This window comes from Pseudomonas sp. GW821-FHT01A09 (genome assembly GCF_058986725.1).
Map to the genome: position 1 here is coordinate 41,946 of NZ_JBYSWB010000011.1, position 11,978 is coordinate 53,923.

9 protein-coding genes are annotated in these 11,978 nt (G+C 62.8%); 2 read left to right on the top strand and 7 right to left on the bottom strand.

Translation table 11 applies throughout. The annotated features are described in order from the left end of the window. The first annotated feature begins 57 nt into the window (after positions 1 to 57). Positions 58 to 726, top strand: a complete 669-nt coding sequence (locus AC3WJP_RS14510) for a TetR/AcrR family transcriptional regulator (protein ID WP_493723863.1) — start codon at positions 58 to 60, stop codon at positions 724 to 726. A gap of 128 nt (positions 727 to 854) precedes the next feature. On the opposite strand, the gene AC3WJP_RS14515 is transcribed toward AC3WJP_RS14510, so the two are convergent. The 7 genes from AC3WJP_RS14515 to AC3WJP_RS14545 form a co-directional block, all read right to left on the bottom strand. Beyond that, positions 855 to 1,715, bottom strand: coding sequence for a shikimate dehydrogenase (locus AC3WJP_RS14515; protein WP_226506363.1), 861 nt, complete (start codon positions 1,713 to 1,715; stop codon positions 855 to 857). Between the two features lie 303 nt (positions 1,716 to 2,018). After that, a complete protein-coding gene (locus AC3WJP_RS14520; RefSeq protein WP_493723897.1) occupies positions 2,019 to 2,894 on the bottom strand; it encodes an alpha/beta hydrolase in 876 nt (291 codons plus the stop codon). An 8-nt stretch (positions 2,895 to 2,902) separates the two neighbouring features. Further along, positions 2,903 to 5,146, bottom strand: coding sequence for a TonB-dependent siderophore receptor (locus tag AC3WJP_RS14525; protein WP_493723896.1), 2,244 nt, complete (start codon positions 5,144 to 5,146; stop codon positions 2,903 to 2,905). A gap of 172 nt (positions 5,147 to 5,318) precedes the next feature. Further along, the gene (locus AC3WJP_RS14530; protein ID WP_493723862.1) at positions 5,319 to 6,656 is read right to left on the bottom strand and encodes a HAMP domain-containing sensor histidine kinase; all 1,338 of its coding nucleotides are present in this window, start codon (positions 6,654 to 6,656) and stop codon (positions 5,319 to 5,321) included. Continuing rightward, complete coding sequence (locus AC3WJP_RS14535) at positions 6,656 to 7,372, bottom strand: response regulator transcription factor (RefSeq protein ID WP_493723861.1); 717 nt, start codon at positions 7,370 to 7,372, stop codon at positions 6,656 to 6,658. Before AC3WJP_RS14535 ends, AC3WJP_RS14530 begins: the two co-directional genes overlap by 1 nt. Positions 7,373 to 7,689: 317 nt before the next feature. Next, complete coding sequence (gene trmA / locus AC3WJP_RS14540) at positions 7,690 to 8,775, bottom strand: tRNA (uridine(54)-C5)-methyltransferase TrmA (protein WP_493723860.1); 1,086 nt, start codon at positions 8,773 to 8,775, stop codon at positions 7,690 to 7,692. Further along, on the bottom strand, positions 8,772 to 10,067 hold the full coding sequence (locus AC3WJP_RS14545; protein ID WP_493723859.1) for an NCS2 family permease: 1,296 nt from the start codon (positions 10,065 to 10,067) through the stop codon (positions 8,772 to 8,774). The genes trmA and AC3WJP_RS14545 overlap by 4 nt, the downstream gene beginning before the upstream one ends. A 475-nt stretch (positions 10,068 to 10,542) precedes the next feature. Here AC3WJP_RS14545 and AC3WJP_RS14550 point away from each other — a divergent pair, with 475 nt between their 5' ends. Further along, a complete protein-coding gene (locus tag AC3WJP_RS14550) occupies positions 10,543 to 11,976 on the top strand; it encodes a cytochrome ubiquinol oxidase subunit I (RefSeq protein WP_493723858.1) in 1,434 nt (477 codons plus the stop codon). Positions 11,977 to 11,978: the final 2 nt, after the last annotated feature.

Consider the following 11,978-nt stretch of genomic DNA (forward strand, 5'->3'; position numbering starts at 1 on the left):
TTACCCCGGCCACGGACTTCATAATTGGAGCTGATTCACGTCGGCCACGAGCGCCCCATGACAATAATTCAAGATCCTGGCGTCGAGCCTGCTGCGGCGCCGCGCAAATCGCGCAAGAACAACCCTGAAAAGACCCGTGAGAATATTCTCCAGGCGGCTATCACCGAGTTCGTCCTGCAAGGCCTGGCGGGCGCCCGCGTCGATGCCATCGCCGAGCGCACGCAAACCTCCAAGCGCATGATCTATTACTACTTCGGCAGCAAGGAGCAGCTGTATGTCGAGGTACTCGAGAAGCTCTACGGAGACATCCGCAACACCGAGAACGACCTGCATCTGGCCGAACTCGGGCCTGTAGAAGGCATTACCCGCCTCGTGGAATTCACCTTCGATCACCATGATCGCAATGTCGATTTCGTGCGCATCGTGTGCAACGAAAACATGCACAAAGGCGAGTACGTCAAGCAGTCCGACGTGATCCGTTCGATGAACAAGAGCGTGCTGCTGGCGCTGGACGAGATACTGCAGCGGGGGGCCAAGCTGGGGATCTTTCGCAGTGGCCTGCAGGCGATCGATGTGCACCTGCTGATCAGCTCGTTCTGCTTCTACCGGGTGTCCAACCGCCACACTTTCGGCGAGCTGTTCCAGGTCGATTTCGGCGATGCGCAGTTGCGCCAGAGCCATCGGCAGATGATCTGCGATTCGGTGTTGCGGTATTTGCTGGTGTAGATGATCGGTTGTCACTCCTGTAGTGAGGGGGCTTGCCCCGATAGGCCATCACTGATTCAACCTCGGTGGGTCAGTGATTGCCTCTCGGGGGCAAGCCCCCTCACTACAGGGAAACTCACGACATCGAGTTATCCATTCATGCTGTTGAAGTGCTCGACCATCCGCTGGGCATCAGGCTCGATGCCACTGAACAATTCGAACGCCTTGACCGCCTGGAACACCGCCATGGTGCCGCCATCCAGGGTGCGTGCGCCCAGCGCTCGGGCTTCGCGCAGCAGTTCGGTTTCCAGCGGGAAGTAGACGATCTCCGCCACCCACAGGTCGGCGCGCAGCAGCGCCTTGGGTACTGGCATGCCCGGCAGTTTGGCCATGCCCATGGGCGTGGTGTTGACCAGGCCGTCGGCGGCGCCGACGCTGGCGCTCAGGTCGGTGCCGAGCACCGCGCGCTGGCCACTGAAATGTTCATTGATGTTGTCGACCAGTGCCTGGGCACGGCTGGCTTCGACGTCGAAAATCGTCAGTTGCTGCACACCTTCGGCGATCAGCGCGTGAGCCACGGCCGCACCGGCGCCGCCTGCGCCCATCTGCACCACGCGTTCACGGGCCACACCGGCCATGCCGCGCTTGAAGCCTTCGCCAAAGCCGAGGCAGTCCGTGTTGTGGCCGACGCGTTTGCCGTCCTTGAGCACCACGGTATTGACCGCGCCGATGCCGCGGGCTTCGGCGGACAGGTCGTCGAGCAGCGGGATGATCGCCTGCTTGCAGGGGAAGGTGATGTTCAAGCCGGTGTAGCTCATGCGCTCGGCGGCGGTGAGCAGTTCTTCGAGGTGACTGGTGTCGAGTTGCAGCTTGTCGAGGTCGATCAGCCGATACAGATAGCCCAGGCCCTGGGCGGCACCTTCCTGCTCGTGCAGGGCAGGGGTACGGGACAACTGGATGCCGGCGCCGATCAGGCCGGCCAGGACGCTGGCTTTTTTATTCTGGGACATACACGAATGCCTTTGTTGGTTCCAAGTGGCCGGCCGGCGAGGGCCGTGGGAGTGCCACACGAGCGCAGACGGACGAGCGTCCACACCATTGTTATTTTGGGTTCCTGCGGACAGGTTCACGGGCGACAAGGCGCTTGCCTGTAAATTGTACTAACCGGTTAATTTGGTCAAATGATTTCGTGTCCCCGAGGATGACATAACGCAACTGTAGCGAGGGGGCTTGCCCCCGATAGCGGAATGTCAGCCACATCGATTTGGCCGACGCATCGTATCGGGGGCAAGCCCCCCCGCTACAGGGTTTATTCAGTGTCGCAACAGATAGCGCAGCGAGGCCTCCAGCATCGGCCCATGATTCAGCCCGGGAAAACTCCGATACTGCACCTGTAACCCGGGCATCGGCTGCAGTGCCTTGAGCAAATCCCGCATCGGTTGATCAGCCTGTACCCCGGGCATTGGCTGAGCGTGGGGTTGCCCGGGTTCATCGTCACCGCGCATCAACAGCACACTCGTGGATTGTCCCTGCAGGCGCGGCGCCAATCCGGCAAGCGCCGCGTTCATGCGCGCCGGCCCCCACCACCACAGCGATGGGCTGGCCGCCGCGTAATGCTGGAAGCTGTGCGGCCGGGTCAGCAGTGCATCCAATACCAGCAGGCCCCCATAAGAGTGTCCCCACAGGGTCTGCTGATGGTTATCCACCACCAGGCGCTGTGCCACCGCCGGCTTGATGCGCTGCTCCAGCAGATCCAGAAACGCCTCTGCGCCGCCGCTGGGCAGTTGCGTCAGCGGGTCGCTGCCCCGTGGTCCCGGGGTGTAGTCCAGGGTCCGGGCGTCGCGGTCGATACGCTTGCCACCGGCATAACCGACCGCTACCAGCACCGGCGCCGCGCCTCGGTTCAGCGCTCGCAGGTCATCGGGCTTGAGCGCGCCCAAGGCCGCATTGCCGTCGAGCATGTACAGCACCGGGTAACCAGAGGCGGGCACCGGGTGCTCGGGTTTGCCGATCCAGATCTGGTAGTGGCGTTGGCCATCGGCCGAATCCAGTGTCAGCGTCTGAAAGTGATAGCCCGTGCCACGGCTATGCACAATAGAGTCATCCATCGGCTGATTCGGATCGGGCCTGGCCCAGGCCGTGGCACAGGCGCTCAGGCCCAGCAGCACAGTCAACGCCCCGCGGCGCAGGCGGCCCATCAGAACGACGCCGTCAGGCTGGTGAACAGGGTACGCCCCGACTCGTTGTAGGTCGCCGCGCCAGCGCCTTCGATATTGGTCACGCCCTGGGCATTGCCTTCACGCCAGTGGCGCTTGTCGAAGAGGTTGTCGACGCCCGCCGTTACACTCAGGTGCTTGGTCAGCGCGTAGGTGCCGCTGACGCCCACCAAGGTGTAAGGCGCGACTTCCTGGTTGGCGGTGCCGGTCACGCGGTTGCCATGGTAATCGTACTTTTTCGGCTTCTGCTTGCCGTACCAGGCCACGGTGGTCTGCAGCGACAGCTTGTCGGTGGCCTGCCAGTCGAGCATCGAGTTGAGGGTGTACTTGGGCGTGACCGACAGCACGTCGCCGGTTTCCTTGTTCACCGAACGCAGCATATAGGTGTAGTTGTTGGTCCAGGTCAGGCTGCTGGCCAGCGGCAGGGTCAGGTTGCCTTCCACGCCCTCGACCAGCGCCTTGGGCACGTTCTCCCACTGGAAGATGTTCGACGCGGTGCCGGTGCCTCCGGTTGCCGTGCCGACCGGCACCAGACCGGACTCGATCTTGTTCTTGTAGTCATTGCGGAAATACGTGAGCCCGGCCACCACGCCGTCATGCTTGTACTCGATGCCCAGTTCCTTGTTGATGCTGTTCTCGGCCTTGAGGTCCTTGTTGCCCTGCAGATAGCAGCTGACGGTCGAGCCATAGCAGCCTTGGCCATTGCTGTAGAGCAGGTAGTTGGGGTCCAGCTGATAGAGGTTCGGCGCCTTGTAGGCCCGGGCGATGCCGGCCTTGAGGGTGACGGTATCGGTCAAGACTTGCGAGAGGTTGAGCGACGGGCTCCAGTTGTCGCCGACGATATCGTGATGGTCGAAACGCAGGCCTGGGGTGAGCTTGGTGCCCGGCAGCAGTTGGATATTGTCCTCGACGAACAGCGAGGCGATTTCCGACGAGAATCGGCTATCTCGGCCCGTGCTCTCGAGCCCCGCGACTGTGCCCCCGGCGGCGGTACTGGTGGCCTGGCTATTGGCGCTCGGGTCGTCGAGTTTGGATTGCACCCACTCGGTGCCGACGGTCAGCACCTGATCGACGCCAAAGTGCAGCGGCAAATTGACCTCGCCATGGGCGGTCAGGTCGTTAAGCGTGGTGGTATAGAAGTCGCTGCTGGAGAAAATCCCCTCCAGCCCGCCGGCCAGGCCCTCGTTGATCCGGGTGTTGCGGGTTTTCTCGTATTGCAGGTACGCCAGGGTGGTGCCGAAGTCGTAGTCGCCGCGATCGGTGAGCGAGAACGTCTGGCGATACATCCGATTGGTCTCGTGGCCCAGCAACGATTTCACGTAGGCATTGCTGTTGGTGTTCTGGGTGTCACCGGTATAGATATTGCCCTGACGGCTGTAGCCCATTTCGAAATCCAGCGTTTGCTCGGGCGACAGCTTCCAGCTCAGCAGGCCATTGAGGTCCTTGTTGCGCACGCCTTCACGCCCCGCCGGCAAAGTGCCGACTTGATTGCCGGTGCGCACCGATTCGTGGCCGCTGTTGATGTCCGAGTCATCGGCTTCGGTCTTGGCGACGTTGCCGAACACGCGGTAGGTGAGGTTGTCGGTCAGCGGGCCGTCGAGGCTGAAGTTCATGCGCTGGGTGCCGCCCTCGTCGCTGTGGGTCGGGAAGCGGGTGTAGACCGTCGCCGAACCGTGGGTCTCCTGCGTGGGCTGCTTGGTGATGATATTGACCACGCCGCCGGCGGCGCCGTTGCCATAGCGCGCCGCAGCCGGGCCACGGATGACTTCGATGCGCTCGACCATCTCGGCCGGTACCCAGTTGGTGTCGCCACGGGTGTCGCGCTCGCCACGCCAGCCGTAACGCACCGAGCTGCGGCTGCTGACCGGTTTGCCGTCGACCAGGATCAGGGTGTTCTCCGGGCCCATGCCACGAATGTCGATCTGCCGGCCATTGCCGCGCTGGCCACTGCTGGAATTGCCGGTGAGGTTGACGCCGGGCATGGTGCGGATGATCTCCGACAGGTCATTGGCCGGCGGGCGCTTCTGGATGTCTTCGGCGGTGATGATCGACACGCCCGGCGCTTGCTTGATCTCCTCCTCGGCGGTACCGAGGATGGTCTGACTGTCCAGCACGATGGGCTTTGGCGCTTCTGCCGGGGCCTCGGCGTGAGCGACGGCAGGCAGCAGGTTGCAGGTGCTCAGGAGCACGGCGAAAAAAGGCAGGGGCGGCAGGCGCAGTTGCATGGTGATCTCCAGGGAAAACGTGGCCGACTGATAGCGGGTGGCCATGGCGATCACGGATGATAGTCAGTCTCAAATGAGAGTAAAGATCATTAACTTTCTAAACATTTGTGGAGTGATACACAGGTCGGGAGCTCAGCTTGCTGGCGAAGCGTCCGTGATGACGGCGCCCCATTCACGCCGCCGGCAAACGCAGATTCATGACCAGCCCGGCCTGGCCACGACTGGCCCATAACTTCCCGTCCTGCAATTCGATCGCTCTTCTGGCGATGCTCAACCCCAGGCCGAAGCCCTTGCCCGGGGTACCGTCCAGGCGCAGGAAGGGGTCGAAGATGCGTTCCAGTTCGGTCTCGGGCACGCCGGGCCCCTGGTCTTCCAGGTGCAGCTGCCAATAGTCGCCATCGCGGTGGCCGCTCAGACGGATCACGGCCGCCTCAGGCGAATGCCGAATTGCGTTACGCAGCAGATTCTCCAGCGCCTGCGCCAGGCTGTTGAGATGTACCTGCACCACGCAGTCCACCTCCAGATCACAGATGAACCGTGACGAGCCCCAGCCCGACTCGAAGCAGGCATCCGCGACCAGCGCTTCCCACACGGACAGCATCAGCACCGGCTCGCGGCTCAGTTGCGGACGTTCGGTGTCGAGCCAGGCGAGGTCGAGGGAGTCTTCGATCAGGCGTTGCATGTCGTCGATTTCCCGTGCCAGGCGCTCTTGCAGATTTTCCACGGGCAGTTGGCTTTCGCTGGCGATGCGCAGGCGCGCCAGGGGCGTGCGGATTTCATGGGACAGAGTGCGCAGCAGTTGGCGTTGCTGCTTGAGGCTCTGGCGCAAGCGCGCGGCCATGTGCTCGAAGGCTTGAGCCAGTTCGCCGAGTTCGTCCTGGCGGCGGGCGACGTCACTGTGCATCACGCTGTCGAGGTCGTCGGCGCGCAGGGCGTTGGCGCGTTCGCGCAGGTCGGTCAGCGGCACCACCAGATGGCGGTACAGCAGCAGGCCCAGGCCCAAGGCCAACAACGCCGGGACGACGCCATGGGTGAACAGGTGGGTCCAGGGTGTGAGGCCCTTGGGCAGCAGGCGCTCGGGCAGTTGCATCACCAGCCGGCCGGTTTGCGGGTGCGTGGGGAAATCGATACTGACGAACGGCAGCTCGTCCTGCAGCCGTCGGCTCATGGGCCAGTCGAGCTTGCGCATGAAGGTCAGATGGCTGTACTCCAGCGCCGTCAGCGGCTGAGTGCCGAGACTTTGCAGGTGGTCGCCCAGCACTGCCACCCAGGTGTGCTCTTGGCGCGCCAGCGCCTGGCGCCAGTGCTCGACACCGGCATTGCCGCCTTGCTCCCAGGCGCGCTCGGCCTGCTGCGCGTATCTGGCCAGGTGGTGCTGATCGGTCTTGTCGAGGAAGTAGGTGCTGCGCTCCACCTCCAGCCCCCAGAACCAGATCAGCCACACCAGCAGCAGGCAAAAGCCGATTTGCAGCAGGGCGAGCTTCCACAGCAGCGAATGACGGCGGCGCATCAATAGGCGTCGCTGGTGACGAGCATATAGCCCTGGTTGCGCACCGCCTGGATGTGCAGATCGGTCACTTCGAGCGCCGCGAGTTTGCGCCGCAGGTTGCAGACGTGCACGTCGAGGCCGCGGTCCAGGCGGGTGTAGGGCCGGTGCAGCACTTGCCGATAGAGAAACGCCTTGCTCAATGGCTCGCCCTGATGCTGGCGCAGCAGGCTCAAGAGGCGGAATTCGGAACCGGTCAGCCCGGCGTGACGACCGTGGTAACTGACGTCCTGGGCACTGAGGTCGTCTTCAAGATCGTCGGCCGGCGCGCGTACGGCGGGCTGTCGATCCAGCGCCACGCGACGCAACAGGGCTTCGAGGCGGGCATCCAGTTCGGCCAGGCTGAAGGGCTTGGGCAAATAATCATCGGCACCGCGGGTGAAGCCGCTGATGCGATCCTGTTCTGCGCCCAACGCCGACATCAGCATCACCGGGATGCCCTGTTCGCGGCGCAGTTGTTCGAGCACCGCAAGGCCATCCATGCCCGGCAGCATGATGTCGAGCAGCACCAGGTCGAAACGTTGCTGTTGCGCCAGGTGCAATCCACCATCGCCACGTTCCACGGCAGTCACGGCGAAACCGCGCTGGCGCAGGTGATGGGCAAGGTGAGTGCGCAGTTCGGCATCGTCCTCGATCAGGAGCAGATGGGCGCGGGGGAGGGGTAATTGAGATTGGTTCACAGTTGCGGGAGTATCGCATCTGTGCGCAAGGACGTCAAAATCCGCAGGCGCAATCCCTGTAGTGAGGGGGCTTGCCCCCGATAGGCCGGTACTGACACCCAGAGGTGAATCAGTGAAGGCCCATCGGGAGCAAGCCCCCTCGCCACAGGGACAACAGATTTACCGCGTCCAGTCTGGGTGGCTCAACGCTCCTGTAGTGAGGGGGCTTGCCCCCGATAGGCCGGTACTGACACACCGAGGTGAATCAGTTAAGGCCCATCGGGAGCAAGCTCCCTCGCCACAGGGACAGCAGATTTACCGCGTCCAGCCTGGGTAGCTCAACGCCGCACCAGCATCACACCGGATTCCATATGGTGGGTATACGGAAACTGGTCAAACAACGCACAGCGCTCGATCCGATGGGTGTCGTGCAGTTGCGCGATATTCTGCGCCAGGGTCTCCGGGTTGCAGGAGATGTACAGGATGTTGTCGAAGCGCCGGGTCAGCTCGCAGGTGTCCGGGTCCATGCCGGCGCGGGGCGGGTCGACGAAAACGCTGCCGAAGTTGTAGCTCTTGAGGTCCACGCCTTCGAGACGGCGGAACGGCCGCACTTCATTCAGTGCTTCGGTCAGCTCTTCGGCGGACAGCCGCACCAGGGTGACGTTGTCCACAGCGTTGTCGGCGAGGTTGTGCAGCGCGGCGTTGACGGACGTCTTGCTGATTTCGGTGGCCAGCACTTTACCCACCCGGGTCGCCAGCGGCAGCGTGAAGTTGCCGTTGCCGCAGTACAGCTCCAGCAGGTCATCCTGGCGCTCGCCCAAGGCGTCGAAGGCCCAGCTGAGCATCTTCTGGTTGACCGTGCCGTTGGGCTGGGTGAACGCGCCTTCGGGCTGACGGTAGCGGAAGGTGCGGCCACCGACCTGCAATTGCTCGACCGCATAATCACGGCCGATCACTACACGCTTGCCCTTGGAGCGACCGATGATGCTGACGTCCAGCTCCTGCGCCAGCTGTTCGGCGGCGACTTGCCAGTGTTCGTCCAGCGGGCGGTGATAGCACAGCGTGACCATGGCATCGCCGGCCAGGGTGGTCAGGAACTCCACTTGGAACAGCTTGTTGCTCAGCGCCGCATTGCCGTGCCAGGCCGCCTTGAGGCGCGGCATCAGATCATTGATACGCAGGCTGGCGATGGGGAACTGCTCGAAAAAGATCGGCGTGTGCTTGTCGCCCGGCGCAAACATCGCGTAAAGGCGCTGGCCGTCTTCGCGCCACAGGCGAAACTCGGCGCGCAAGCGATAGTGCTCGCGCGGCGAGTCGAACACGCTCGGCTCGGGGGCGTCGAAGGGCGCCAGCAGCTCGCGCAGGCGCGCCACTTTGGCCTGCAGTTGGGCGTCGTAGCTCGAGGGATCGAAGACAGCACTCATGCGTTGTACCAGCCCAGCTTGATGACGAACAGAATGGAAAGAATGATCAGCGCCGGGTTGACGTCCTGGCGACGGCCCGACAGCAGCTTGATCGCCGTCCAAGTGATAAAGCCGAAAGCGATGCCGTTGGCGATCGAGTAGGTAAATGGCATGGCCAGCGCCGTGACGACCACCGGTGCCGCTTCGGTAATGTCATCCCAGTTGATCTCGGCCAGGCCCGAGCACATCAGCACCGCCACGAACAACAGCGCTGGCGCAGTGGCATAGGCCGGCACGCTGCCGGCCAGCGGAGCGAAGAACAACGCCAGCAGGAACAGCACCGCAACCACCACCGCGGTCAGCCCGGTACGGCCGCCGGCGCTGACGCCCGCTGCCGACTCGATGTAGCTGGTGGTCGTCGACGTGCCCAGCAGCGAACCGGCCATGGCCGCGGTGCTGTCGGCGATCAGGGCGCGGCCCATCTTCGGCATATGGCCGTCCTTGCCCATCAGGCCGGCGCGTTTGGCCACACCGATCAGCGTGCCGGAGTTGTCGAACAGGTCGACGAACAGAAAGGCGAAGATCACGCTCACCAGGCCGATGTCCAGTGCGCCCCTGATGTCCAGCTGCAGGAAGGTCGGCAGCAGCGATGGTGGCATGGAGACGATGCCGCCGAAGGGGCTGAAGCCGCCGACGATGGACACGATGGTCACCGCCAGAATGCCGATCAGCACCGCACCTCGGACCTTCAGCGCCTCGAGGCCGACGATCAGGAAGAAACCCAGAATCGCCAGCACCGGCCCTGGCGCCTTGAGATCGCCGAGGCCGACCATGGTCGCCGGGTTGCTGACCACGATACCGGCTTCATGCATGCCGATCAGCGCCAGAAACAGGCCGATACCGGCCGCGATGCCGGAGCGCAGCGGCAGCGGGATGCTGTTGACGATCCACTCGCGGATGCGAAAGATCGACAGCACAAAGAAGCACACCGCCGAGATGAACACCGCCCCCAGCGCAACCTGCCAGGTATGGCCCATGTGCAGGACCACGGTGTAGGTGAAGAAGGCGTTCAGGCCCATCCCCGGCGCCAGGGCGATCGGGTAGTTGGCGATCAGGCCCATCACCGTGGAACCGATGGCGGCCGCCAGACAGGTGGCCACGAACACCGCGCCTTTGTCCATGCCGGTCTCGCCGAGGATGCTCGGGTTGACGAAGAGGATGTAGGCCATGGCCAGGAACGTGGTCACGCCCGCCAGGATTTCGGTGCGCACATTGGTGTTGTGCGCCTTGAGTTGAAACAGCCTTTCCAGCATGCCTGCCCCCGCAATGGATGTGACGACCCGTAGAGCACAGCACAGCCTGCGCCAGGTCGCAAAAAAGCCGCGCATCATACCAGCCGCGGGGGCTGTTGGCTCCCTGTAGCGAGGGGGCTTGCCCCCGAAAATCTTTCAAACACCCTGGTGTGCCAGATTGGTCCAATCGGGAGCAAGCCCCCTCGCCACAGAGTTGACTTGAAACCTCGTTAAACTGTTACTGATCCTGCAACACAGCTCCCACCACCTGAGGCAATCGGTCACGCGGCAATAGACCACGCGGGCGGTCGCGGGGAATGGGTCTACTCTTTTACAGATCATTGATCCAGGTCAACGCTTGCAGCCCTGCGAGCGGGTCGTGGCCATTGCTCGCAATCCCTGCGTATTCACACCCTGAAAGTGCCGTGCTCCCTATGCGCAGGGGCCGTTGGTCTGGTTAGCCGCCGGGCCGCATTACCCTGATAGAGGAAGCTATATGTTCGGTTTAGAGGCAATAGATCTCGCCCGAATGCAGTTTGCGTTTACGGTTTCGTTCCACATTCTCTTCCCTGCCATTACCATCGGTCTGGCCAGTTTTCTGGCGGTGCTCGAAGGTCTCTGGCTGAAGACCCATGACGACACCTACCGCGATCTGTATCACTTCTGGTCGAAGATTTTCGCCGTCAACTTCGGTATGGGCGTGGTCTCGGGCCTGGTCATGGCGTATGAATTCGGTACCAACTGGAGCGGATTTTCCGACTTCGCCGGTGCCATCAGCGGTCCGCTGCTGACGTACGAAGTACTCACCGCATTCTTCCTCGAAGCAGGTTTCCTCGGCGTCATGCTGTTCGGCTGGAACCGCGTCGGCCGTGGTCTGCACTTCTTCGCCACCGTCATGGTAGCGATCGGTACGCTGATCTCGACGTTCTGGATTCTGGCTTCCAACAGCTGGATGCAGACTCCGCAGGGCTACGAAATCATCGACGGTCGTGCTGTGCCTGCCGACTGGCTCGCGGTGATCTTCAACCCGTCGTTCCCGTTCCGCCTGGCGCACATGTCGATCGCTGCGTTCGTGGCCACGGCCTTCTTCGTCGGTGCTTCAGCTGCCTGGCACTTGCTGCGTGGTCGCCGTACTCCGGCCATCAAGCGCATGTTCTCCATGGCCATGTGGATGGCGCTGATCGTCGCGCCGATCCAGGCCTTTGTCGGTGATGCCCACGGTCTCAACACCCTGGAACATCAACCTGCCAAGATCGCTGCCATCGAAGGCCACTGGGAAAACGTCGGCAACGAGCCGACCCCGCTGGTGCTGTTCGGCTGGCCGGACATGCAAGCCGAGACCACGCGCTTCAAGATCGAAGTGCCGTACCTGGGCAGCCTGATCCTGACCCACAGCCTGGACAAGCAGATCCCGGCGCTCAAGTCCTTCCCGCCGGAAGATCGTCCTAACTCGACCATCATCTTCTGGTCGTTCCGGATCATGGCTGGCCTGGGCATGCTGATGATTTTCGTCGGTCTGTGGAGCCTCTGGCTGCGCAAGCGCGACGCGCTCTACACCTGCCGTCCGTTCCTGTACCTGACGCTGTGGATGGGGCCATCGGGCCTGATCGCGCTGCTGGCGGGTTGGTTCACCACCGAGGTCGGTCGTCAGCCGTGGGTCGTGTATGGCCTGCTGCGCACCGTCAATGCGGTGTCCAATCACAGCGTCACGCAGATGACCATCACCCTGGTGACCTTCGTCGTCGTGTACTTCTCGCTGTTCGGCGTGGGCCTTGGCTACATGATGCGCCTGGTGCGCAAAGGGCCTAAAGCCCACCACGATCATCAGCCGCACGGTGGTCCTGGCCAGCAGCGTACACCGGCACGTCCACTGTCTGCCGCCGATACTGGCGAGCACAGCGGCCACGACAGCTTGAGCAAGGGGAACTGAGT

Excerpts from the sequence above, each read along its gene's own strand:
- AC3WJP_RS14510 (WP_493723863.1), top strand. The coding sequence starts at position 58 with ATGACAATAATTCAAGATCCTGGCGTCGAGCCTGCTGCGGCGCCGCGC.
- AC3WJP_RS14515 (WP_226506363.1), bottom strand. The coding sequence starts at position 1,715 with ATGTCCCAGAATAAAAAAGCCAGCGTCCTGGCCGGCCTGATCGGCGCC.
- AC3WJP_RS14525 (WP_493723896.1), bottom strand. The coding sequence starts at position 5,146 with ATGCAACTGCGCCTGCCGCCCCTGCCTTTTTTCGCCGTGCTCCTGAGC.
- AC3WJP_RS14530 (WP_493723862.1), bottom strand. The coding sequence starts at position 6,656 with ATGCGCCGCCGTCATTCGCTGCTGTGGAAGCTCGCCCTGCTGCAAATC.
- trmA (WP_493723860.1), bottom strand. The coding sequence starts at position 8,775 with ATGAGTGCTGTCTTCGATCCCTCGAGCTACGACGCCCAACTGCAGGCC.
- AC3WJP_RS14545 (WP_493723859.1), bottom strand. The coding sequence starts at position 10,067 with ATGCTGGAAAGGCTGTTTCAACTCAAGGCGCACAACACCAATGTGCGC.
- AC3WJP_RS14550 (WP_493723858.1), top strand. The coding sequence starts at position 10,543 with ATGTTCGGTTTAGAGGCAATAGATCTCGCCCGAATGCAGTTTGCGTTT.